This window comes from Faecalispora sporosphaeroides DSM 1294 (assembly GCA_000383295.1).
In the GTDB taxonomy this organism is placed as follows: Bacteria; Bacillota; Clostridia; order Oscillospirales; family Acutalibacteraceae; genus Faecalispora; species Faecalispora sporosphaeroides.
Map to the genome: position 1 here is coordinate 1 of KB911080.1, position 24017 is coordinate 24017.

At 48.5% G+C, this 24017-nt stretch carries 19 protein-coding genes and 1 tRNA gene; 10 read left to right on the forward strand and 10 right to left on the reverse strand.

Features of this window, described 5'->3' with window-relative positions; translation table 11 throughout:
• The first annotated feature begins 295 nt into the window (after positions 1-295).
• The 6 genes from G340_RS0115850 (at position 296) to G340_RS0115875 (ending at position 9473) form a co-directional block, all read left to right on the forward strand.
• Positions 296-517: a helix-turn-helix domain-containing protein gene (locus G340_RS0115850; protein WP_020074622.1), complete on the forward strand. Its 222-nt coding sequence runs from the start codon at positions 296-298 to the stop codon at positions 515-517.
• The gene (locus tag G340_RS17665; protein WP_081626969.1) at positions 514-2313 is read left to right on the forward strand and encodes an Eco57I restriction-modification methylase domain-containing protein; all 1800 of its coding nucleotides are present in this window, start codon (positions 514-516) and stop codon (positions 2311-2313) included. Before G340_RS0115850 ends, G340_RS17665 begins: the two co-directional genes overlap by 4 nt.
• Positions 2314-2324: 11 nt before the next feature.
• A complete protein-coding gene (locus tag G340_RS17670; RefSeq protein ID WP_081626970.1) occupies positions 2325-3539 on the forward strand; it encodes an Eco57I restriction-modification methylase domain-containing protein in 1215 nt (404 codons plus the stop codon).
• Positions 3536-5164, forward strand: a complete 1629-nt coding sequence (locus G340_RS0115860; RefSeq protein ID WP_020074623.1) for an Eco57I restriction-modification methylase domain-containing protein — start codon at positions 3536-3538, stop codon at positions 5162-5164. Before G340_RS17670 ends, G340_RS0115860 begins: the two co-directional genes overlap by 4 nt.
• A 53-nt stretch (positions 5165-5217) precedes the next feature.
• Complete coding sequence (locus G340_RS0115865; protein ID WP_081626971.1) at positions 5218-7431, forward strand: AAA family ATPase; 2214 nt, start codon at positions 5218-5220, stop codon at positions 7429-7431.
• A 1058-nt stretch (positions 7432-8489) separates the two neighbouring features.
• On the forward strand, positions 8490-9473 hold the full coding sequence (locus tag G340_RS0115875; RefSeq protein WP_027104044.1) for a LacI family DNA-binding transcriptional regulator: 984 nt from the start codon (positions 8490-8492) through the stop codon (positions 9471-9473).
• Positions 9474-9656: 183 nt separating this feature from the next.
• Here G340_RS0115875 and G340_RS0115880 read toward each other — a convergent pair whose 3' ends face one another.
• From G340_RS0115880 to G340_RS0115915, 8 genes are all read right to left on the reverse strand, one after another.
• Entirely contained in the window at positions 9657-10484 is an 828-nt protein-coding gene (locus G340_RS0115880; RefSeq protein WP_020074627.1) for a sugar phosphate isomerase/epimerase family protein, read from the reverse strand.
• A complete protein-coding gene (locus tag G340_RS0115885) occupies positions 10481-11641 on the reverse strand; it encodes a glycoside hydrolase family 88/105 protein (RefSeq protein ID WP_020074628.1) in 1161 nt (386 codons plus the stop codon). Before G340_RS0115885 ends, G340_RS0115880 begins: the two co-directional genes overlap by 4 nt.
• Complete coding sequence (locus tag G340_RS0115890) at positions 11641-13176, reverse strand: glycoside hydrolase family 28 protein (RefSeq protein ID WP_020074629.1); 1536 nt, start codon at positions 13174-13176, stop codon at positions 11641-11643. The genes G340_RS0115885 and G340_RS0115890 overlap by 1 nt, the downstream gene beginning before the upstream one ends.
• Positions 13177-13187: 11 nt before the next feature.
• A complete protein-coding gene (locus G340_RS17030; protein WP_033402342.1) occupies positions 13188-13601 on the reverse strand; it encodes an RDD family protein in 414 nt (137 codons plus the stop codon).
• Between the two features lie 150 nt (positions 13602-13751).
• On the reverse strand, positions 13752-14612 hold the full coding sequence (locus G340_RS0115900) for a carbohydrate ABC transporter permease (protein ID WP_020074631.1): 861 nt from the start codon (positions 14610-14612) through the stop codon (positions 13752-13754).
• 12 nt (positions 14613-14624) lie between these two features.
• Entirely contained in the window at positions 14625-15464 is an 840-nt protein-coding gene (locus tag G340_RS0115905) for a carbohydrate ABC transporter permease (RefSeq protein ID WP_407635368.1), read from the reverse strand.
• Positions 15465-15499: 35 nt separating this feature from the next.
• Positions 15500-16867, reverse strand: a complete 1368-nt coding sequence (locus G340_RS0115910) for an ABC transporter substrate-binding protein (RefSeq protein WP_020074633.1) — start codon at positions 16865-16867, stop codon at positions 15500-15502.
• A gap of 88 nt (positions 16868-16955) precedes the next feature.
• On the reverse strand, positions 16956-17657 hold the full coding sequence (locus tag G340_RS0115915; RefSeq protein WP_020074634.1) for a GntR family transcriptional regulator: 702 nt from the start codon (positions 17655-17657) through the stop codon (positions 16956-16958).
• Positions 17658-18289: 632 nt separating this feature from the next.
• Here G340_RS0115915 and kduI point away from each other — a divergent pair.
• The gene (kduI, locus tag G340_RS0115920; RefSeq protein ID WP_027104045.1) at positions 18290-19132 is read left to right on the forward strand and encodes a 5-dehydro-4-deoxy-D-glucuronate isomerase; all 843 of its coding nucleotides are present in this window, start codon (positions 18290-18292) and stop codon (positions 19130-19132) included.
• 14 nt (positions 19133-19146) lie between these two features.
• Positions 19147-19935, forward strand: coding sequence for a gluconate 5-dehydrogenase (locus G340_RS0115925; protein ID WP_020074637.1), 789 nt, complete (start codon positions 19147-19149; stop codon positions 19933-19935).
• Positions 19936-20215: 280 nt separating this feature from the next.
• On the opposite strand, the gene G340_RS0115930 is transcribed toward G340_RS0115925, so the two are convergent.
• A tRNA-Ser gene (locus G340_RS0115930) sits at positions 20216-20301 on the reverse strand.
• 321 nt (positions 20302-20622) lie between these two features.
• Positions 20623-20919: a hypothetical protein gene (locus G340_RS0115935; RefSeq protein WP_020074638.1), complete on the reverse strand. Its 297-nt coding sequence runs from the start codon at positions 20917-20919 to the stop codon at positions 20623-20625.
• An 83-nt stretch (positions 20920-21002) separates the two neighbouring features.
• On the opposite strand from G340_RS0115935, the gene asnS reads away from it, so the two are divergent.
• Positions 21003-22397 (forward strand): asparagine--tRNA ligase, encoded by a 1395-nt coding sequence (asnS, locus tag G340_RS0115940; protein ID WP_020074639.1) that lies wholly within the window; start codon positions 21003-21005, stop codon positions 22395-22397.
• Positions 22398-22671: 274 nt separating this feature from the next.
• The gene (locus G340_RS0115945) at positions 22672-23958 is read left to right on the forward strand and encodes an aminotransferase class I/II-fold pyridoxal phosphate-dependent enzyme (RefSeq protein WP_020074640.1); all 1287 of its coding nucleotides are present in this window, start codon (positions 22672-22674) and stop codon (positions 23956-23958) included.
• Positions 23959-24017 lie beyond the last annotated feature (59 nt).

Below are 24017 nucleotides of genomic sequence, written 5' to 3' on the forward strand. Positions count from 1 at the left end.
CCCCTTAAACCCCGAGGTTTATCGCTTTTGTTTCCAGAAAGGCAGCAAAAAAGCAGCACCTGTTGAAGATGCTGCCTTCCCGCAAACCCTATGCGCCGCTCAGGTCGCTCCTCAGCGTTGCCCTATCCTGCGCATAGGTAAAGTATTATTATTGTAAGTTACCGTTGGGTGTGAGTCAAGAGCTGCTGCAATGTTTGTAAGAGTTACTTCCGGGTGCTTTTTTGCAAGAGTAACTTCAGCCCGACTGCCCATCCAACCGGAATTTAGTTTTTCTATTGAGGGGAGTGTTTTTGGTATGCCTGTTAGCTATGATAAGTTGTGGAAGCTTCTTATTGATAGAAAAATGAACCGAACTGATTTGAGAGAAACTGCTGGAATCAGTTTTAACATCATTGCTAAAATGGGGAAAAATGAATTCGTTTCAATGGAAAGCCTTATGAAGATTTGCGCTACTCTCAACTGTAACGTTGGCGATATTATGGACTTTTTACCAGAAAGTGAGGAATTGCAGAAATGACACCAGAGATGCTGGCTACACTAACTGAACAAGTTGCTGAGCTTGTTCAGACATACAGTGATAATTATCCGCAATTCCAGAGGGCAACCTATAACGAGACTCAAGTCCGTGTTGACTTTGTAAACCGCTTTTTCAAACTCCTTGGATGGGATGTAGATAACGAACGTGGTTTGCCACAACACTTGCGTGAAGTTACCCATGAGGCTACCGTTGTTGTCGAGGAAGATGGCGTCCATCGTAGTAAAAAACCAGATTATTCTTTCAAAGTAGGAACGGAAGTTCTATATTTCCTTGAGACAAAGAAACCTGCGGTAAACCTTACTATTGATGCCGCACCGGCATTCCAGTTGCGCAGATATGGATGGAGCGGAAACTTAAAAGTCTCAGTGTTGACCAATTTCACCGATCTATATATCTATGATTGTTCTGTTCGTCCGAGAGAAGGCGATGACATTGGTGTTGCAATGATTGCTCACTACCACTTCGACGAATATGTGGAACGTTTTGAGGAAATTTACAACATGCTGTCCAAAGAAGCAGTCTTGACCGGACAGTTTGAGCGCCATTTCGGTAACATTCAGGGTGCTCTTCGTCGTGAACCGTTCGATCAGTATTTCTTGGATCAGATTAGAATCTGGCGAATGATGCTTGGTGAGGATATTCTGCGCAACAATCCAAACGTTGATGCAGAAACACTCAACATTTTCGTCCAGCGAGTTCTTGATAGAACAATTTTCCTTCGCATTTGTGAGGATAGATGTTTCGAGAACTATGAGTCGCTGAAAGCTATTACGACATACCAAGATCTAAGAACAATGTTCGCTGCGGCAGACCAGAAATACGATTCAGGCTTATTTGAACTCTTAGAAGAGGATCGGCTTACGGTGTCTGACTCAGTTATTATCGAGATCTTTCAAAGCTTGTATTACCCCAATAACTCCTATGAGTTTGGTGTAATTGACCCGTATATTATTGGTCAGATTTATGAACTGTTCTTGGATGAGGATCTTGTAATTCGAGAAGATGGACATATTGAGACGCAAGAAAAGCCCGAAGTAGTTGACTCCCAGGGTGCAGTCAACACCCCCAAAAACATCACCGATATTATTATCGAAGAAACGCTTCGTCCTCTGTATGAAAATAAAACTCCCGTGGAAGTAGCTCAGTATCGCATTGCAGATATTTGCTGTGGGTCTGGCAACTTCTTGCTGTCGGCATTTGAATACATTGTAAACTATCATATTGAGTATTATCGAAACCATGATAGAGAAAATGCTGAGCGAAGAGGCGATATTTATCAACTGGCTGGCAGTACAAACTATATACTTTCTTACGAGAAAAAACGCTCCATTTTGAAAAATAACATCTTCGGCGTTGATATTGACCCTCTTGCTGTAGAAGTATCAAAGTTTAGCTTGCTGCTAAAGGCATTGGAAAATTCGTCTTTGGAGGAGGCAGAAGCTTTTCATCAGCGTACTAATCAACGCATCCTTCCTAATTTGGACGAGAATATCAAAAATGGCAATAGCCTTGTGAATATGGCTTATGCACGTTTTGATCGATCTGTTTATCAGAATGTTTCTTTGATGAACAAATTAAAGATGTTCGATTGGAATGCTGAGTTTGGCAACCGAAAGTTTGATGCAATTATCGGTAATCCGCCCTATATTCGTGTCCAGAATATGGTGCACTATTCCCGAGAAGAGTATGATTTTTATAAGAGCAGCCATTCTCCCTATGTAACCGCACAAACTGATAGTATTATCTGTTTATTGAAAAAGGACTTGCACTGTTAAACGATGGCGGAATGCTGGGTTATATAGTCCCGCACAAGTTTATGAATATCAAGTCAGGCGCTAAATTGAGAGAATTGCTTTCTGCAAATTCCAATGTTAAGAAAATTCTGCATTTCGGAACTCATCAAGTTTTTGAAAACAGAAGCACTTACACCTGCATCTTGGTATTATCTAAGCAAGGTCACGAAGAATTCCAAATTGGTTTTGTTCAGGATTGGAATCAGTTCTTATTCAATCATGATACAGAATGCTTGACCTATCCGGCTGCTTACATTAGTGGTCAGCCGTGGTCGTTCTTGCCTCAAAATATCGTTGCGCATTTGGAAGAGATCTCGCAATCTTGTGTTTCCCTTTCTACTTTGGTTGACATTTTTGTTGGTGTTCAAACAAGCGCTGATCAAATCTATATTATCCACGCTGATCGTGAAGACGAGAATTTCATTTACTCGCACGATAGACAGGGGCGTGAGTTCCAGATAGAGAAAGGGATTTTGCGCAAAAGCATATATGATACGCAGCTTGTCAGTTACGAGAAAATAGAAGCAAATAGCTACATCATATTCCCGTATAAGTCGGTAAACGGAAGGCCGGTTCTATATAGTTTGGCCGAAATGACAGAGAACTTCCCTCATGCATTAGCATATTTGAATTGTTTCAAAGACAAGTTGAATGAACGTAATATGCCCGGACGTACTACCGAAAATTGGTTTGCGTTCGGACGTAGCCAATCTTTAAGAAGGTTCCTCTCTGGAGAACATCTTGTTTGGCCTGTGCTGTCTACAAGCTCAAATTATGTCTATGATAATGACATGGTTGTCTTTACAGGTGGAGGAAATGGTCCTTTCTATGGTATAGAAAAGAAAGCTACGTCTCAGGAATCCATTTTCTACATCCAGGCAATTTTGAACCATTGGTTAATGGAGCTCCTTGTGAAAAGTAGAGCAAGTACCTTTAGAGGAGATTACTATTCTCATGGGAAGCAGTTTATTGCGACCTTGCCGATTTACAAGATTGATTTTGAAAATCCTACCGAAGCTGCCAAACATCAGCAGATTGTTGATATGGTGCAAAACATCATGCAGTTAAAGGAACAACTAGCTTCTGCTCCTAATGCCGCTCGTCGTACAGTTTTGGAACACTCCATCACGGCAATCAACGCTGAACTAAATAGCGCAATCGATGAGCTTTATCAGGTGGAATCTCAGGAAGTCGAGGAACAGGTATGAAACCGATTGACGGATATAACAAATTAAGAGGCGGATACTATACCCCCGACAAAATTTCTGAATTTATTGCAGACTGGGCAATCCGTAAAACTTCTGATTCTGTCTTGGAGCCAAGCTGTGGTGACGGTAGTTTTTTGAGTGCTATAACCACTCGTTATAGAGAGTTGGGTGCTACGGATGAGCAAATTCAGAACAATGTGCTTGGGATTGAATTGGATGATATTGAGGCTGAAAAATCTGCGCAGTATGGTACAACAGTAGTCTGTAAAGACTTTTTCACATACTACCAAGAGAGCATTGAAGACCAGACTCAATTCGATGTGATAGTTGGAAATCCGCCTTTCATTCGCTATCAGCATTTTACAGAGAAATATCGTAAAGTTGCATTTGCTTTGATGAATAAACATGGATTTCAGCCCAACCGCCTAACAAACATTTGGCTCCCGTTCTTAGTGCTTTCTTGTAAGGCATTAAAGCCAACTGGTCGAGTAGGAATGGTTATTCCCGCTGAACTATTCCAGGTTGATTACGCTGCTGAAGCAAGACAGTTCCTCAGTACGTTTTTTGATAAGCTAACACTTGTTACGTTCAAACGACTGGTCTTTGATGACATACAGCAGGAAGTTATTCTTCTGTTGGGTGAAAGAGGCTGCGATAAACATGGCATTCGTGTTGTAGAACTGGAGGATATGGCAGATTTGGTTGCGCAAGGTCAAACATGCTTGGAGAATACCGAGCTAAAGGAACTCGACCATAGCCGTGACAAATGGGTGAAATACTATTTATCCAACGAAGAGTTGGAACTGCTGAAACGGCTTAATAGTGATCCGAGAATTTCCAATGCAACCGATTTATTTGAAGTGAATGTTGGTCTTGTAAGTGGCGAGAATGACTTTTTTGTCATGAACCGGGTAACAGTAGAAAAATTTAATCTTCAACAAAGCGTTATCCCTATCATTAGCCGTTCTGAGCAATTAAAAGGTGTGCAATTAACAAATGAGGATTATAACAATCTGACTGAGTTAGGAAAAAAGGTGTTTTTCTTTGCTCCCGGAAATAAGGAGTTCGATACCTTGTCTGATGAAGAGAAGGTATATATCCAGTGGGGGGAAGAAAAAGGCTTCAACAAGAATTATAAATGCCGTATAAGACCAAAGTGGTATCATGTATCACAGACTTGGTGTGCGGATGCTTTCCTAATTCGCCAGGCGCATTTGTATCCAAGGATGATTCTCAACGAAAAAAAAGCTCTCGTCACTGATACTCTTCACAAGGTAAGATTCTTAGAGGGCATTGATGGAAGACAAGTTGCAGCGGCCTTTTTGAACACATACACGTTTGCTCTTAGTGAAACACTTGGCAGAAGTTATGGCGGAGGTGTCCTAACTTTTGAGCCAGGAGAAATGCGAAGAATCCGTATTCCTATGCAAATAGCCGAACGGTTAGATTTGCAAAAAATTGATCATTGGCAGCGCAATGGAGAGATTGATAAAATCTTGAAATATACAGATACCATCTTGCTCCAAGAGGGGCTTGGTTTATCTGAATATGAAATCAGTTTGCTCCATAGTATTTGGGAAAAAATGTGCAACCGTAGAATGACTCGTAAGAATCAGAGCGTGTAAATAACGCTTGTAGTATTTGTTGATTCTAATTGCAATGAAAGTAGGTGCCCCCTGTGATAAAAGCAATAAAACTAAAGAATTGTGCCACTTATCCATCAGTGGGCACCTCAATCGAAAATTGTCAAAAGGTCAATTTCTTTTATGGTCCCAATGGAAGTGGAAAATCCACAATCAGCAATTTCTTGTATAATCCAACTGGATCGCAATATCGTGAATGTGAAATTGAATGGGAAAACAATGCTGCAGTTGATGTGGTTGTATACAATCGTGAATTTCGTGTAAGAAACTTCAAGGAGAACATTGCCGGTGTATTTACACTTGGTCAAGCAACAATCGAAGATATACAAGCTCTTGAAGAAATGAAAGAGCAACGCTCTAAAAAGAACGAAGACTATACAACACGAGGTAATACGCTCCAAAAGAAGATTCAAGAAGAAATCGCATACAAAGCAACGTTTAGAGATACTGTGTGGGAACGAATTTTAAAACCCAATGAAGCAGATTTTCAAGAGGCTTTCAGCGGTTTTAGGAACAATAAAGAACGTTTTCGAGATGAGGTGCTTAGACGGCACCAAATATCGCATTCCTCCACCGAAACAAGAGATGCTCTACTTTTGCGAGCTAAAACATTATTTGCACAGAAACCTGAAAAATGTCCTATCATTCCATTTGCTCTCGATAATATCGTTGAGCAAATTGTTGGGATTGAAACATCCGCGATTTGGAGCAAAGTAATTGTCGGCAACAAAGATCTTCCTATCGGACGACTTATTGAGCTTTTAGATAATGCTGACTGGGTAAACCAAGGAAGAAAACATTTGAGAAAAGACGGAATATGTCCGTTTTGTCAAAAGCAAACCATCACAGATGAGTTGAAAAATCAACTTGATGCTTTCTTTAGTGGCGAATACGAACAGGATGTCAACCTAATAAAGCAGTTCATTAGCCAATATGGTTCTTATACTGACGAATTGTTGAGGCGCATCAATACGCTTCGGACAAGCCTTGGAGCTTATCCTGCAGCGGGAATTGAGGCAAGTAAGCTCGATTCGATTATAGAGTTGCTTAATGGACATTTTTCCAAGAATAAAGCAGAGATGCTCATCAAGGAAAAGGAACCTGGCAGAATCATTTCGCTAACTGAAGCAGCTGCAACAATAAGTTCATTAAAACAATTAGTTATTGACGGAAATGTGGCTATTGCTAAGCATAATGAAATGGTTGATAACTATACATCCGAAAAGAACACTCTTGTAGCTGATATTTGGGCGTTTTTAATGGATGAAAACGAAGCGTTAATTGCAGGGTATTTGAATGATATTGAAACCTTTGCTAAAGCTAAAAAAGGGATCCAAAAAGGAATCGACGTATGCAAGCAACAGTTGGATGATTTGGACGGCAAAATTGTGGAAGCCGGAAAGAACATAACAAGCGTTCAGCCGACGGTTGATGAGATCAATCGTTCTTTGAAAAGCTATGGTTTTACTAATTTCAAAATTGTACCGTCTCCAGCTCAACCAAACGCATATCAAATACAGCGTATGGATGGCACCCTTGCCACCAATACATTAAGCGAGGGCGAAGAAACATTTATATCGTTCTTGTATTTTTTGCAGTTTGCAAAAGGCTCCGTCGATGTTGCAAAAGTATCTAATCGTAAGGTTTTGGTATTGGATGACCCGATCTGCAGCCTTGATAGTACAGTTTTATACATAGTAAGTTCTTTGGTTAAAGGCTTAATAAAAGATGTTCGTGAGGGGAATTCTGATGTAGAGCAGATTTTCATTCTCACGCATAATGTGTTTTTCCACAAGGAAACCGCTTTTATTGATCGTAGAACCGAAGTTTGCAATGATATACATTTCTGGATTATAAGTAAGGACAATAACATATCCTCTATCAAGGCATACGAAAGAAACAATCCGATCAAAACGTCGTATGAATTACTGTGGGAAGAATTAAAAAGTAACACAAACGCTTCGCTTATTACAACGCAAAATATTATGCGAAGAATTTTAGAAAACTACTTTAGTATTCTTGGTAAAACGAAGGATGACACAATCGTAGATTCTTTCTCAACTATAGAAGAAAAAATGATCTGCCGTTCTTTGTTGAGTTGGATCAATGACGGCTCACATACCATTCCCGATGATTTGTATATCGACAGCTACACAGATTCGATAGACCGATACAAACAGATATTTAAAGAAGTATTTTTCAAAATGGGGCACGAAGCTCACTATAAAATGATGATGGGAGAGCCATAAAGTCTCTCGTTGTTCTTGCGTTTCGTGGCAACACTATGGCAACAAAAAATCAGATAGCCCATGCCATCTGAATAATGAAAATAATTCAAGTAATCTGAGCTAAATCTCATAAGCAAAACTGTTTAAGATTTCTTTTTCAGGAGCGAGTGGGAATAGACGGTAAAAGCCCAGAAAGCCTTGTAAACACTGGCCTTCTGGGCTCTTTTATTGTCTCTATGATGTTGAGATGCTAAAACCCTATATTTTCAAGTTTTTGAGCCAATTCAGCCTGCTTGTGAGGATATAAATACAAATAGGAATTCAGCGTTGTTTCAATGTTTTCGTGGCCTAATCTCGGCAATTAACAAAAGGTGAGAAGCCTAGCTCGATAAGCAGGCTGGCGTGTGAGTGCCGAAGGTCGTGCACACGGATTTTTTTGACACCACCTCGCTTTGCAGCCTTTCCCCATCTCCTTGTGGAGATAATGCTCCGGCGTTGGCCGGCAGGTAAAAATTGCGGATCAATTTTAATTGCTGTACTTGAAACATGGCGTGGGGAAGATCAGGCATTTTCTTTCCGTAGGGGATTTCAAGGTACCATACAAAAGGAGTTCCGAAAAGCTTTGATCGGCTTTTTGCGACTCCTTTTTTACAATATATGTCGCGCTTCGATGAAAATAGGGGCAAGGGCAAAGAGAATCCAATCCATGAAGCTTTTCCGGCAAATCAGGAATGGATCTGATTGGGAATCTCAAATATTTTTTTTGATGATAAAATAGTACGAGGCCCCATGCTTAGGTGCATTTTTATGTGAATTTGATTGACAGTCGATTGACATGCTCCTCCATTCTGAATTATAGTATGGTTAAACAACTTGCATACAAGAGGAGGAGAACGATAGAGTCAATGAAGTTGAAAACCTCTGATTTTCAAACCGCGGAGGAATTCACACAGTGCTCCTTTCGGTGCTCATTGATTGGGAACGGCGACAAACCGCCGGCAATGCCGGTGGTTCTCCGTGCGCTTCAAAATGCTTTCATTTTGGAGTTTATTAAGGATAAAGGAGACTTGGGGTTCGTTATGGCAGGGATTAAAGATGTGGCTGAAAAGGCCGGTGTATCGGTAACGACGGTTTCCCGTGTGCTGAATAAACGCGGATACATATCGCAGGAAATGTACCAGCGAGTGAATCAGGCCATTGAAGAACTGAATTATTATCCGAATCAGATCGCGCGGTATCTGTATTGGCAAAGAACCTTTGTAATCGGGCTGCTCATACCGGATGTTAGCCGCCCTTTTTTTGCGTGCCTGGCCAAATATATTGAAATGGAGCTGAGCAGCCGGGGCTACAAAATGCTGCTGTGCAATACGGAGGAAAAGGCGAACAAAGAAAGGGAATGCCTGGCGATGCTGCGCCAGAACAAGGTAGACGGCATCGTCATCGGGAGCCATGCGCTGGATACCTCCGAGTACCGAAAGGTGGTGCTTCCCATGGTATCCATCGACATGAAGCTTGGCGACCAGATTCCGAATGTCAGCTCCAATCACCGGAGGGGCGGGGAGCTGGCCGCGCGAAAGCTGATAGAAAACGGGTGTAAGAACGTGGTGCAGATTATGAGTGACCGCCGAATAAAAACGAACTCACAGGAGCGCCACAAAGCTTTTCAAAGGCTGATGGAGGAAAACGGTATAAAGTGCACGACCTACGAATTGAAAAAGCAAGGGTCTATTTGTGAGGAATACGCCAAAGCGGAAAAAAAGATTTTTTCGGTCGCTTCGGGCGTGGACGGCGCTTTCGCCATAGATTACATAGCGGCCAGAATTTTGCGGGCGGCATTGTCGCGCGGGATTCGCGTGCCGCAGGAGCTGAAAATTGTTGGCTATGACGGCACGGAAATTGCGGAGCTTGTTTACCCCAGATTGACAACGGTGTGCCAGAATTACGCCGCGCTTTCGCAGTCGATTGTAAGTTCTCTGGTCTATCAGATCGAACAGAAAGAGCGGCCGGAGGTCGACCCGATCCACGACGTCGTGTTATTTGAGGGCGGCACCACACTTGCATAACAAAAAACATAAGGCGCGCGGGCCGCAAAAGGCGGGCTTGGAATTTGTCTGTTACCATGCGGCTTTGCGGAAAAGTGGGAACAGCAGGGCGGCTTCCCGCGCGCTTTTGGTTTTGGAGTTTGTTAAGAAGAAAGAACATCGGCCACAGGGGAAGCTGTGGCCGATGTTCTTTCTATGGAGGAATCAAGAAGAAATCCCTGCAAGCTGTTTCATAGCGGCAAGATCGATTCCGCTGCTCTCGGGGTGAACATGCTCCCGCAGCGCGGCAATCTGCGGCTTGTTTTGCCGCAGCCACCGGAATACGCAGTTCAGGTCAATGCTGCCCTGGCCGATATTGCGCCAGACCTTTTCGCCGTGATCGAATACAATGTCCTTGATGTGGGCCACCGCGATTTCCTCGCCCAGCAGCCGGAAAAAGTCCTCATACACTTCCGTTTGCCGTTCGGCGGTGTGCTCCAGAATCAAATTGACGGGGTCAAAAATTACTTTCAGGCAATCGGAGCCCACTTCATCGAGCAGCAGGCGGGTCAGCCCGGCAGTGTTCAGCGTGTGGTCGGCCACAGGCTCGATCGCCACCTGCACACCCAGGCGTTCCGCGTGCTCCACCATTCTCAGCACGCTGTCCTTCAGGTTTCGGTAGCGCTCCGGGCGTAAGGTTTCTTCGGTAAAAGGGTCAAGGCGGGTGGTTTCCGTCCCAACAAAGGGAACGCCGAGCTCTTTCGCATACGAAAGGGCCAGCAGAAAGTTTTCCACCTGCTGCATTCTGGCCTGTTTGTCGGGAAGGGCGGGTTCAATGTAACACCCCAGAATGCTGATCTCTACCTGATTGCGCGCAAAGCCGGTCTGAATGGCGGTCAGATCGGCGGGGGTGATGTCGCCCCAGCCGCGAATGCCGAGAATGGCCTTGGTGGGTGCGAGCTGCACCGCCTCAAACCCCGCCTTGTGAATGCAGGATGGCAGATCTTCGGGGCTCATCCGCCCGAAGTCATGCGCTCTTACGCCGATTTTCATACGCTCTCCCGTTCCTTTCTTAGCAGCTCCGCAAAGGCGAACAGGAACGGGGCGACTCCCTTGGCGTCGTTGCTCACCTTTGGTTCGGAGATGTAATAGGCAAAGCTGCCATCGCGCACCTTGTAGTCCCCTTTGCTGGGGTATCCTCCAAGCCCCGCCACAAGGCAGATATCCTTCAGCTCGTAACCGTCCCCGTTTTTGATAAACTTATGTCTGAGAACCCCTTCAAAAATCCGCTTGCCGTCCTCAAAATAATATTCCGGCAAATACTGCAGGCGAACCGCTTTCAGAATGGCATAGGCTATGGCGCACGAGCCACTGGTTTCCAGATAATTGCCCGGGCGGTTTCCGGCATCCGTCACCTGGTAGAACAGCCCGGTTTCGGGGTTTTCAAAGCGCAGCAGGGAATCGATCAACAGGCGAAGCTGTTCCTGAAGCGTCTGGTACTCATAGAAAAACATTTCGTCCATCTGCTCGGCGGTATCGACCAGCGCCATGGCGTACCAGCCAAGCGAGCGGGTCCAGAAGTTCGGGCTGCACCCAGTCTCGGGGTTTGCCCAAAAGCTTTTTTTCGATTCGTCGTAGCCGTGGTACAAAAGGCCGCTCGAAGCGTCGCGCATCCGGTGAAACACGGTTTCAAACTGGGTGAAAACGTCGCGATAGTTCCGGTTCTCATGGAACCGTCGCTCATAGGCCATGTAAAACGGCTGTACCATATACAGGCCGTCGAGCCAGACCTGATTCGGGTACATTTTTTTGTGCCAGAAGTTTCCTTCCGCCGTTCTCGGCTGACGCCGCAGCTGGGAATAGAGTTGATCGATGGCTCCCCGGTATTTTGCCTTGCCCGTCAGGTCGAGCAGGTCGAACAGTACCTTGCCCTCGTTGATATGATCGCAGTTGTAATCCTCCGGGCGGTAGCCTGAAATCACACCCCGCGTGTCGATGAGAGCGTCCATATACTGTTCCGCAAACTCCGCGTAGCGGCTTTCACCGGTGGCGCGGTACAGGTCCAGAACGGCTTTGAGCATGCAGCCGTCAACGTAGTTCCAGCCTGGCTCGCGGTTTTCCAGCAGGGCCTCCTGGTTCCAGGCCGGGCGCGTGGGGGAGGAACGCCGGAGAAGATCTTCCAAAAAATCCATTACCTCAGGGTATCCCATCATGCTTTCTCCTCCCGTTCGATTTCGTCCACGTGGGTGCCTTCCATTTGATTGTTTTTAAAAGTCAGCCCCCGCACATGTCTGGCGTAAATCCCCAGATTGGGGATCAGAACGGGGTCGTCCATCATATCAGGGCATTCCAGCAGCCGCTGTTCTGCAAACCGGAACCGGCTGTTTTCTATTTTCACATTGCGGATGGGGCTTTCCGGCAGGCCGTACAGAAAAACGGCGCTCCCCGCAATTCCGTCGGCGCAAATGCCGGAGAGGGTGATGTTCTGCACGGCGGGCGTTTCCGGCCCTGCCGGCAGGGCATCTTTGCACTGCACCAAATCGCTGTGGCCGTCCGGGTCGCAGTGGTAGAACATGTTGACCACAAAGCAGTGGGAGACCTGCTCCATCTTCACATGGGAAAAGCGAACGCCGTCCACTACGGAGGTGCTCCCGCGCCCGCGCCGCGTTTTGATGCGAAAGCCCCGGTCGGTGCGGCGAAACAGGCAGTTTTCCACCAGAACATTCTGAACGCCGCATGAAATTTCAGACCCGATCACCACGCCGCCGTGCCCCTCCTCCATCAGGCAGCGCCGCACGGCGATCCCCCTGCTGGGGCGCAGATGGCGGCGGCTCAGAAACAGCTTGCCGGACTTGATGGCGATGCAGTCGTCGCCCACCTGAAAGCGGCAGCCGACGATCTGCACATTTTCACAGCTTTCCGGGTTCAGGCCGTCCGTGTTCGGGGAATGGGGGTCGCTTTGAATCGTCAGGCCGTAAAAGGACAGGTTGTTAGAATACAGGGGGTGGATGTTCCACGCGGCGCTGTTTCGGCTGGTGAGGCCGCAGACGGCAATGTCACTGCAATTCACCAGAGAAATATTCCGCGGGCGGAATGCCCGGTTCTTTTTCTTGGGCTCGTTCCACCAGCCGCCTTCCATCCCGCCGCCGTTTAAGACGCCGTTTCCGTAAATCCGCACCTGCCGAACATCCTTGCCGTAGATCAGGCTGCAAAAGCAATCAAGCGGGTTCCCCTCCCACGAGGCGTTGATCACGGCGTCGGTGTAATTGTAGCTTTTCTGGTAGCCTTTTACAATGGCCAGAGCGTCCCGGTTCGGATTCTGGCGCACAACGGCGCCCTCCTCCAGATACAGGTCTACGCCGCTCTTGAGAAAAATATGCTCCACCAGGTATTCCCCGCGCGGGAAGATCACGACGGAGCCCGGCGGAGCGGAATAAATCGCCGCATGAATGGCCGCCGTATCGTTGCGGATGCCATCTCCTGCGGCGTTATAGTCTTTGATATGAATGGCAAACCCGCAGCGCTCGGTGCGGATCACCGCGGCGGCGGGCTCCCCCAGGCCGCGGACTTCCACCCGGTATTCCGTGTCGGGCCTCAGGCCGAACAGGCTGATCACCGGGTCGCTTCCGGTTAGGCGGGGCGTGCCGTTTACCAACAGGGTATAGGGCTGCGGGGTAAAGAAGCAGCCGTCCTGCTCCAGCTCCAGCACAAAGCCGAAGGGAGTAGTGGTGAGTACGTTCAGCATACCAAATACCTCTACTTTTTATAACAGGCGGAAGATTTTCTTCTGCGCACCACCTGTGTTTCCGTGGCTGCCTCGTGCCCGCCCGGGCTTCCCCACAGCATGGGGAGGCAGATCAGGTAACAGCTCATCAGCTTACAGAAAATTTCCCGCTGCACTATAATTGAAACAGTGAGGGGGCGGTCCGCGTTGCTGGATTGAATCTCCAGCCCGAAGAAGGCCTTCCCTGCCGTCTGATTCACGTTCCAGAACGGAATCTGTATGGCAACCGCGAGAAGAACTGCCGTCAGCAGCGTCAATAGCGCCGAGAGGACGGTGTTGTGCAGCAATTGCTTCAGAACGGGCAGAACGATAAGGAATGAAACCACCAGAGCGGCCAGGCTGACGAGCCAGTCGACCATTTGTGCCAAAAATCGGATGAATCTCATGGTTGTTCCTCCTGTTTTGAATTTGTCTGTAACAGCCTCCGCGAGCTTCTTCAGAAAAAGGGTGCGGCGATTTGACTGACTGGGGCGGAAAACCGTTTTTTCTCCCCCGCCGGGGGCGGGGGAGAAAATCACGGTATCATATAAGGGATCTTATTCTTTTCCGCCGGAGTTGGCAACGCCGTCTACAAAGTAGCGGGAGCCGGCGAAGAAAATGGCGATCATGGGCAGAAGCGCCATGAAAGAAGCCGCGAACAGCTTACCGTAAACGACCATGGTGTCGCCGTCGAGCTGCTGCTTCAAAATCATCGACATCACCATTTTATCCGGGGTGCGCAGGTAAATCAACGGGCCCTGGAAGTCGTTCATGCCCCACATAAAGCAGAGCAGGCCGACCGTGATGATGATGGGCTTTAAAATCGGTACGATCACGTAAATCAGAGTTTGCAGGTCGCTGCAGCCGTCGATGACGGACGCTTCGTCCAGCTCTCTCGGAATCGAACGCATAAACTGAATCTCCATAAAGATGAAGAAGGAGCAGGTGCCCGCCGCGAAAATATCCTGCACATACAAGGCCGCAAAGGTGTTCAGCAGACCGACATCCCGGAACAAAAGGTACAGCGGGATGCGGAATGCAAGCTCGGGCATCAGCAGGGTGATGATGATTGCCGTGAACACAAATTTTTTGCCCACGAATTTCTTTCTGGCCACCACATAGGCGGTGATTGTGGAAGAAACAATGGTAAAAATCGTTTTGGGAATCAGAAATTTCATTGTGTTCCCAAAATAAAACGGCAGGGTGTGGTCGCTTTTGATCTGCCAGGCCGATTTGAAATTTTCCAGCGTGCCTCGCCCCTTCGGCGGCAGAATTGCCAGTGTGCCGAAAATATCGAGATTCTCTTTAAAGCTGGAGCCTACCATCCAGAGAAGAGGGTAGATCAGAAAAACGCCGATCACGATCAGTACGCCGTACCGGAATGCCGCGTTGAGTGAAAAACGACTGACTCGATTCATGTTCCGTCCCCCTTAATCATTATAGTAGACCCAGTATTTTGAGGACGAGAATACCAGGGCCGTCAGCGCACCGATAATCATCAGTAAAATCCAGGTGAGAGCACTGGCATAGCCGTAATTTCCGTTCATAAAGGCCTGATCGTAAATGTATACGTTCAAAAAGTAGGTTGTATAGTTCGGGCCGCCCTTTGTAATCAGATAGGCGGAGTTGAATTCCTGAAACGCCTTTACCAGCACGTTTACCATGTTGAACAGCAGCATGGGGGTAATAATCGGAAGCGTGATGCGGAACAGCTGCTGCAGCTTTGTGGCTCCGTCCAGATTCGCCGCCTCATACAGAGACTGGGAAACGTTCTGGAGCGCCGCCAGAAAGATCAGCATGGTAGAGCCGAACTGCCAGGTCTTCAGCAGAATCAGTGTAATCACCGCAAAGCTTTCGTCTGTAAGCCAAAAGATAGGATTCACGCCAAAGATGCCCAAGAGCATGTTGACCGGCCCGTTGATGTCGAAAAGCTGAATCCACAAAATCGAGACCGCTACATTCCCCCCTAAAATGGAGGGAATGTAATATGCGGTGCGAAACAGGTTTACGCCTTTGAGTTTGAAATTCAGAATATATGCCACAAAGAAAGAAGTGACGAGAACACAAGGGGTACCGATCAAAACATATTTGAGTGTCGCCGCGATGGAGGACGCAAACACGTCGTCGTTCGTAAAGATATGGACGTAGTTGTCGAACCCGATGAATTCCGGGTCCCCCAGAATGGGGTATTCCATCAGCGAGTACACAAAGGAGATGACGATGGGATAAATCTTGAAGATGATAAACCCAATCACCCAGGGTATGAGCATCAGATAGGGCGCGAAGTTCCTTTTTCTACCGGCCCTCATTTGAAGAGTTTATCCAGCTCTTCCTGCTGCTTGCTGATATATTGCTTCGCAGCCTCGGCGGAGCTGAGCTTACCGGAACGGTATGCTTCCAGAGCGGCATAACGGGCGCCGCGCACGTTGGAATCCTCGAAATAGGGGTCGAGAACGGTCTGCGGGTATTTTGCCAGCATGTCGTAACCGTCCTTCATGATGCCCTTGAGCAGTCCGGCCTTTTCCTGAATCGCGAGAGTCGCCGAGTTGGAGGAAATGCCGATGCTGGTGCCAAGAGCGGTTACGGCCTCTTCATCCGTGAAGAAGAAGTTGAGGAAATCCGCCGCTACCTGCGGGTTTTTGCTGTTCTTTGAAATCGCATAGCCAAGGTTCGGCTTTACATAGATGTTCGGGGTCTCACCCGCTTTTTCCACAAGGTAGGGGGCAACCGCAATTTCTTCTTTGGCTTTGCCGCCCTTGTAGGAATTCAGGTATTTGTCCATGGTGCCGATCCACTCATAAATGCTGCCGCCGCGGCCGCTGGTCCAATCGGGGTTGGATTCGTTGGCCATCGCGTTCTGCTGCTGGAAGGTGGGCATGGCGCCGGATTTTGCGAACGCATTGTACTGCTCCAGCGCGGCCGCAACCTCCTGCTCGGTATACTGCACCTTGCCGGCTACCTGCATGACCTTGCCGGTCTTGTTGTAGAGCATCTGAGCAATGAACAGGTCGGGGCATTCCTTGCCGATGTTCAGCAGTACATACTTGTTTTCCGCGCCTGTAGCGGTGTTGTTTTTGCCGATGACCTTACCGGCATCCATCAGCTCCTGGTATGTAGTGGGGTAAGAAAGCTTCGACTGCTCAAATAACGGCTTGCTGTAAAGGAAAGCGCGGGCTGTCATGCCGTGGGGAACGGCCGCCTGCTCTCCGCCGACCTCCATCGCCTTCAGGTAGTTGGAATCCCAGTTGTCAAGCTTCAGGTAATCGCTGACGGTGTTCAGGTCTAAAAATACGTTCTTGCCCTTGCCGAAGGAATGCACCCAGTTGTAGTTCACCTGAATAATATCCGCCTCGGTCTGGCCGCCCAGCTGGGTCAGAATATTCTGCTGCCAGCCGTCCCACGCGCCGTATTCCGCTTTGATTTTCACGTTGGGGTGCTTCTTTTCGTACAGCGCAATCACTTCCTGAATGGCCTTGTGGCGGTTGTCGGAGCCCCACCAGGAGAAACGCAGCTCTACGGGGTCGCTGGTGATTTGCCCGGCAGCAGCGGCGCTGCTGGCTCCACCGGTGCTTTCCGGCGCTTTGGATTGTGTGGACGCACCCTGGCATCCGGTCAAAAGCATGGAACTGGCCAGCGCACAAGACAGTACGCCCGATAAAAACTTCTTATTCAATGACAGACCCTCCTTAAATGTTAAATGACAGTTTCGTATTTTGAACAGGCCCCAGCCCAATGTTCCGAAGCCTGTCAAATCCGGTTTATCAAGGCTTTGATTGGTCGCTCGGAATAAAATACTCTTTGAATTCGCCGTCGATTTTCTGGGAGAGCACCTTCAGGTTCCCGTGAAGATGCTCGTACATGTGCTTTTGCAGTGCGCCCAGGTCTTTTTCCTCCAGAAGCTTATAGAGTTCAATATGCTCCTGGTACAGCTGCAGATAGCGGGAGGTGGTCAGCGTATCCAGAATGCGAAAACGGGTGTAATACACCTGGCAGTCCTGAATAATATCCCACATTTTTGTGCGGCCCGCTTTCTGAAAGAGAAGGTAGTGAAACTGGCTGTCAATATCGTAGAAATTCTGGGGATTGGGATTATCGTGCTCAATCATCATCAGCTGCTTTTGCAGGTTGGATTTCAGCTCGTGCATCAAATCGTCGTACGGCCCCTGTTCCAGAATGGTTTTCATGACGTCCACCTCGAGAACATAGCGCATGTAAATGATGTCTTTGATGTACTGCATATCCAGCAGCGTGACAAAGCTGCCCTTCTGGGGGAGGATTTCGATGTATTTTTCTCCCTTCAGACGTAAAAAGGCGGTTTTTACCGGAGTGCGTGAAACATGGTAGCTGTTCGCGATCTCATTTTCACTGATCATCTGGCCCGGCTTGAGCCTCAGGTTCAAAATGTCGTCTTTGAGCGCGTGGTAAATGTCGTCGCTGCTCATCGATTTCAAATAAGTGTTCAAGATTTCCCTCGTTTCCTGGTATTGATGATCAACACTTGTATACTTGAATGCAAGATAGCAACACCAGAAGTGATTTTTCGTTTGATTTCTGATATGACTATATACCCGATAGAACCTATTTGTCAATACTTTTTTATTTTTTTTAAATTTTTTATCTAATTTGTTAGCGGGGCGAGAATGAATCTATAAAAAGAACGGGTTTTCATAAAGATTTCATGAAACCCTTGCCTTTTTATTTCAGAAGAAAAAAGAATGCTTGCAGCGGTAGAAATGGACAAGTAAGATTATTTTATTAGTTTTTACTCCATATTTTTAGGGAAATAAACAAAACGATGAGCTCGATTTGTCTTTTTGCACTCTTGACAGAGATCTTAGGGGTGGTATATGATGATCACAGGCGAATGTTTCCGGTCAGCTTGTATTCAAGTATACAAGATTTTTCGATTGATTTCTAAAACAAAGTCCTGTCGGTTCCTGCGGTTTGAAGCGGCTCCATGGGAAGAAAGGGCTTTTCGGGGTGATTTCTGCCCGGGTTTCTTCTTTCGTCTGCACGGGCAAAAAGCCCGTCAGCTTGAAAGTGTGGGAACGACGCAATTGGATCTGCAAAATTACCCGGAGAAAGGGAGTTTTTTATGGATATTCGTTACTCGGCCAATCAAAGAGACGTCAGGAGGTATACAACAGAAGAACTGCGGTCTGAATTTTTGATTGATAACCTGTATGTGCCGGACGAGGTGGTTGCGGTGTACAGCCATGTGGATCGTATGGTGACCTTGGGCTGCATGCCCGTGCGGGAAACGCTGCCCATCGACAAAGGGATTGACGTCTGGGCCAGCTTTGGCACCGAATTCTTTTTGGAGAGACGGGAGATCGGCATTTTCAATATTGGCGGGGCGGGTGTGATCGAAGCCGACGGCCAGCGTTTTACCATGGGCTGCAAGGACTGCCTGTATATCACCATGGGCACTCGCAACGTTACCTTTTCCAGCGAGGACGATGCGAACCCCGCGAAATACTTCATGGTGAGCGCTCCGGCTCACTGCGCCTATCAAACTACGTTTATCGGCATTGCCGACGCGGCAAAGAAGCCGCTCGGCAGCCTTGAGACCGCCAACAGGAGAGTGATAAACCAGTTTATTCACCCGGATGTACTGAAAACCTGCCAGCTTTCCATGGGTCTGACGATTCTGGAGCCGGGCAGTGTGTGGAATACCATGCCGGTGCATACCCACGAGCGCCGCATGGAGATTTACACCTATATCGATGTTCCGGAGGACAATGCGGTGTTCCATTTTATGGGCACCCCTACGGAAACCCGGCATCTGGTGATGCGGAACGAGCAGGCGGTCATCAGCCCCAGCTGGAGTATCCATTCCGGCTGCGGAACCTGCAACTATTCCTTCATCTGGGCGATGGGCGGCGAGAATCAGGCCTTTGACGATATGGATACGGTGGACATCACCGCGCTGAAATAAAAGGAGATGCAGCAATGGAAATAGAGACGATGTTTTCCCTGAAAGGAAAGGTTGCGCTTGTCACCGGCGGCTGCTATGGCATCGGTTTTGCGATTGCCGGCGGGCTGGCCGCGGCCGGCGCCAGAATCGCGTTTAACGGGATCCATGCGGATTCGGTGGAGAAGGCGAAGGAGCAATACGCCAGGGCGGGAATCGACGCCGTGGGTTATGTGTCGGACGTGACCGACGAGGCTCAGGTGAAAGAGATGATCGCCGATATTGAGAAAAACATGGGCCCCATCCATATTCTGGTCAATAACGCCGGCATCATCAAACGCATTCCCATGTGTGAAATGGACGCCGCCGAATTTCGTGAGGTAATCGACGTGGATTTGACCGCGCCGTTTATCGTTGCCAAAACCGTTATTCCGGGCATGATTCAAAACGGCGGCGGAAAAATCATCAACATCTGCTCCATGATGAGCGAGCTCGGCAGAGAAACCGTTTCGGCGTATGCGTCCGCAAAGGGCGGCCTGAAAATGCTGACCAAAAACATTGCGTCGGAGTACGGAGAATACAATATTCAGTGCAACGGGATCGGCCCGGGTTATATTGCCACGCCGCAGACGGCCCCGCTGCGCGAAAACGGCCACCCGTTCAATTCCTTCATCATTTCCAAAACACCGGCGGCCCGCTGGGGCGAGCCGTCCGATTTGATCGGGCCGGCGGTGTTCCTTGCGTCCTCCGCCTCCGATTTTGTAAACGGACACATTTTATATGTGGACGGAGGAATTCTCGCTTATATTGGAAAGCAGCCGAAATAACTCCATTCCCCTTTCGGGCAGAGAGTTTGGCGATGCCTGTGTGTAACTCTTTTTCATATCCTCCATAACAAAAGAGAGGCTTTCGTTTCTTTGAAAGCCTCTCTTTTGCCGCAGATTAAAATACAAACAGTAAAAATTGTATAAAAATATTCTAAACGTATTCATATTGCGAATCCCAACGATTGTTTTTTCGGGAGAGATCACTCGATTATTTGAGCTGAAGCAAAAAAAATCCAAAAGCACGATTCCGCTGAAAGGAATCTCACTTTTGGATTTATTGTGGCGGAGAGGATGCGACTCGAACGCACAATGCCTTGCGGCACACCACATTTCCAATGTGGCTCCTTACCATTAGAATACCTCTCCGTATGGCATTCAAGCCCGCTGCCGGGCTGGCGACTATGTTATTATAGCGAAACTTATTACAAAAATCAAGTCTATTTTTCAATATCGGGCAAAAATTTTTTATTTGTTTTTGTCTTTTTTGAAAACGCAGAGTATTTTATTCGCCATGCGGATATACAATTGATTTTATAATTAGGAAGTCCGGTTCCATTTTTATCTTGATATGAGAAAATCATTTTTCCGTGAGTGGCCCCATAAGGGAATTCTTTTGATCGGTTCGCTCCTCAGACCGAGCGTTTCGTCTTTTATTCCGAAAGGATAGGGCGGCTTTCCGGTGCGGCTTCACTGCGGGATAATTTCATTTATCGTCAGCCTGCCCCTCAGGCCGTGGCGGCCCTTCCTTTCTTGACGAAAAGAAAGGAAGCAAATGCGTAAGGGAGGTTGTATTGCCCGCAGATAAGCGATGAAAAATAAATGCGGCAAAGCCGCACAAAATAACACCCGCAAAAGGAGTTCGAGAAAAGAACCTGTTCTTCTGCCCCAAAATATGCTATTATAACCGCAGAGAAGTTTGTGGTGCAGGTCTTTCCTTTGAAAAATATTGTAACGGCGCTCTGCGTCCGTAATAACGAAAATCATACGCGCCCTCCTGCCGTCCGGGTTTTTTGAAAGCTTGGATGACAGAGGGACGAATCATGAAAAAATCAGGAGGTATGGATGGAATGGAACGAATCGAAATTGCGAAAGTTCTTGCCGATCCTCAGGAATACGCAGAAAAAACAATTACCGTCTGCGGCTGGGTCAAGAGCATTCGGGATTCCAAAGCGCTTGGGTTTATTGATTTGAACGACGGCAGCAGCTTTGCGGGGCTTCAGATTGTGTTTGAGGCGCAGAAGGTTGAAAACTTTGCGGAGATCGCAAAGCAGAACGTGGGTGCGGCGCTCTGTGTGACCGGTACGCTGGTGCCGACGCCGCAGGCAAAGCAGCCCTGCGAGCTGCACGCGTCGCTGATTGCGGTGGAGGCGCCCTCAGCGCCCGAATATCCCCTGCAAAAGAAACGCCATTCCGTGGAATTTCTGCGTACCATCGCGCATCTGCGCCCGCGCACCAATCTGTTCAGCGCTGTGTTTCGCGTGCGCTCTGTCGCGGCCTTTGCCATTCACCGCTTCTTTCAGGAGCGTGGCTTTGTCTACGCCAATACCCCGCTGATCACCGCCAGCGACTGCGAGGGGGCGGGGGAGATGTTCCATGTCACCATGCTCGATCCGCTCAATCCGCCCCTGTGTGAGGACGGCTCCGTGGATTACAGCGAGGACTTCTTCCAGCGCCACACCTCGCTGACCGTGTCCGGCCAGCTGGAGGGGGAATGCATGGCGCTGGCGTTCGGCAAAATATATACCTTCGGCCCCACCTTCCGCGCCGAAAAATCGTATACGGCGCGCCACGCGGCGGAGTTTTGGATGGTTGAGCCGGAAATCGCGTTTGCCGATCTTTCGGACGATATGCACCTGGCGGAGGACATGCTCCGCTATGTGATTCGTTCTGTGATGAATTCCTGCCCGCAGGAGCTGGACTTTTTCAACCGTTTTGTCGATACCGCCCTCTTGGAGCGCCTGCGCCATGTGGCGGAATCGGACTTTGCCCATGTGACGTACACACAGGCGGTGGAACTGCTCGAGCGCGAAAACAGCCGGTTTGAATACCCCGTTTCGTGGGGCTGCGACCTGCAGACCGAGCATGAGCGGTACCTGACCGAGCAGGTGTTCGGCAAACCGCTTTTCGTCACGGATTACCCGAAGGAGATCAAGGCGTTCTACATGCGCCTGAACGACGACGACAAAACCGTGGCTGCCATGGATCTGCTCGTGCCCGGCATCGGCGAGATCATCGGCGGAAGCCAGAGAGAGGAACGGCTGGAGCTTTTGCAGCGCCGCATGCGCGAAACGGGACTTTCCGAGGAGGAATACTGGTGGTATCTCGATCTGCGCCGCTACGGCGGGGCCAAACACGCGGGTTTTGGCCTGGGCTTTGAGCGTCTGGTGATGTATTTGACCGGCGTCTCCAATATCAGGGATGTTCTTCCCTTCCCGCGCACCACCGGTTCCGCGGAGTTTTAATACGAACGCTCTATAATGTTAGAGTGAAAAAAGTTATGCCCCTTCTGTCTTTAATGGAAGGGGCATAACTGTGTGATTCATTATTTTTACACAAGCTCAATATGAGAAGGAAAGTTCCCGAAAAAAGCAATTTGCTCTACTTTTTTGTGAAAAACTTGCCCAATATAACAAAAATGCAGGAAAGATAAATTTAACTTGCGTTTTTAATCTGAATATATTAGAATGATAATGCTTTCAATATCATTTATGCAGGTTTGGAAAAGGAGATGCTCAAATGGAATATGGTTTATTGTCCAGACAGGAACTGGAACAGGAAAAGCAAAAGGTTCAGCAACAGTACGATGCTTTCAAGGCACAGGGTCTGAAGCTGAATATGGCCAGAGGAAAGCCCTCTCCCGAACAGCTGAATCTTTCTATGGATATGCTCAACGTGCTCACGTCAGACTCCGACATGATCGCTTCCACCGGGGACGATCTGCGCAATTACGGTATGCCCGAGGGCGTGCCCGAGCTGCGCGCAATTCTGGCGCAGATGATGCAGGTGCGCCCCGAGAACGTCATCATCGGCGGCAACTCCAGCCTCAATATGATGTTCGATTTCATCTCCTGCGGCATGACGCACGGCTTTTCCGGCTGTAAGCCCTGGGGCAAGCAGGAGAAAATCAAGTTTTTGTGCCCCTCCCCCGGGTATGACCGCCACTTTGCCATCACGGAATATTTCGGCTTTGAGCTGATTCTGGTTCCGATGGTCGACGGCGGCCCCGATATGGATCTGGTCGAGCGCCTTGTCACCGGAGACGACACCGTGAAAGGCATGTGGTGCGTGCCGAAGTATTCAAACCCGCTGGGAATCACCTATTCCGACGACACGGTTCGCCGCATCGCGGCGCTGAAGCCCGCCGCGCCGGATTTCCGCGTGATGTGGGATAACGCGTACTGCGTTCACGACCTGACCGACACCCCCGACGTGCTGCTTGATCTGTACGCGGAATGCGAAAAGACCGGGAACACCGAGCTGCCGGTGTTTTTCTGCTCCACCTCCAAAATTACATTCCCGGGCGCGGGCATTGCCGCAATGGCAGCGGGAGAAAAAACATATCAGGATTTCAGAAAGCATCTTTCCTTTCAGACCATCGGCCCCGACAAGCTCAACCAGATGCGTCACCTGTTGTACCTGCGCGATCTGGACGGCATCCATGCGCAGATGAAGCGCCATAAAGAGATCATCGCGCCAAAATTCCAGGTGGTGCTCGACACGCTCGGCAGCGAGCTGGGCGACAAAAACATCGCCGCCTGGACGAATCCGAACGGCGGCTATTTTGTGAGCGTCGACGTGATGGAAGGCTGTGCAAAGCGTGTGGTTCAGCTGTGCAAGGAGGCCGGCGTGGTTCTCACCGGCGCGGGAGCGGCGTTCCCCTACGGCAAAGACCCTAAGGATACCAACATCCGCGTAGCCCCCACGTATCCGTCTCTGGAAGAGATGAAAAAGGCCATCGCTGTGTTCTGCGTCAGCACCCGGCTGGCCGCTTTGGAAAAGCTGCTGGGCTCTGCCGCAGAATAAGCCACTCTTCCGCAAAATCGTCAGGATAACGAATGGCAATCCAAGGCTTTTCCATTGAC

Coding starts and splice junctions, on each gene's coding strand:
- G340_RS0115850 (WP_020074622.1), top strand. CDS start 296: ATGCCTGTTAGCTATGATAAGTTGTGGAAGCTTCTTATTGATAGAAAA.
- G340_RS17665 (WP_081626969.1), top strand. CDS start 514: ATGACACCAGAGATGCTGGCTACACTAACTGAACAAGTTGCTGAGCTT.
- G340_RS17670 (WP_081626970.1), top strand. CDS start 2,325: ATGCTGGGTTATATAGTCCCGCACAAGTTTATGAATATCAAGTCAGGC.
- G340_RS0115860 (WP_020074623.1), top strand. CDS start 3,536: ATGAAACCGATTGACGGATATAACAAATTAAGAGGCGGATACTATACC.
- G340_RS0115875 (WP_027104044.1), top strand. CDS start 8,490: ATGGCAGGGATTAAAGATGTGGCTGAAAAGGCCGGTGTATCGGTAACG.
- G340_RS0115880 (WP_020074627.1), bottom strand. CDS start 10,484: ATGAAAATCGGCGTAAGAGCGCATGACTTCGGGCGGATGAGCCCCGAA.
- G340_RS0115885 (WP_020074628.1), bottom strand. CDS start 11,641: ATGGGATACCCTGAGGTAATGGATTTTTTGGAAGATCTTCTCCGGCGT.
- G340_RS0115890 (WP_020074629.1), bottom strand. CDS start 13,176: ATGCTGAACGTACTCACCACTACTCCCTTCGGCTTTGTGCTGGAGCTG.
- G340_RS17030 (WP_033402342.1), bottom strand. CDS start 13,601: ATGAGATTCATCCGATTTTTGGCACAAATGGTCGACTGGCTCGTCAGC.
- G340_RS0115900 (WP_020074631.1), bottom strand. CDS start 14,612: ATGAATCGAGTCAGTCGTTTTTCACTCAACGCGGCATTCCGGTACGGC.
- G340_RS0115905 (WP_407635368.1), bottom strand. CDS start 15,464: ATGCTCATACCCTGGGTGATTGGGTTTATCATCTTCAAGATTTATCCC.
- kduI (WP_027104045.1), top strand. CDS start 18,290: ATGGATATTCGTTACTCGGCCAATCAAAGAGACGTCAGGAGGTATACA.
- G340_RS0115925 (WP_020074637.1), top strand. CDS start 19,147: ATGGAAATAGAGACGATGTTTTCCCTGAAAGGAAAGGTTGCGCTTGTC.
- G340_RS0115935 (WP_020074638.1), bottom strand. CDS start 20,919: ATGATTTTCGTTATTACGGACGCAGAGCGCCGTTACAATATTTTTCAA.
- asnS (WP_020074639.1), top strand. CDS start 21,003: ATGGAACGAATCGAAATTGCGAAAGTTCTTGCCGATCCTCAGGAATAC.
- G340_RS0115945 (WP_020074640.1), top strand. CDS start 22,672: ATGGAATATGGTTTATTGTCCAGACAGGAACTGGAACAGGAAAAGCAA.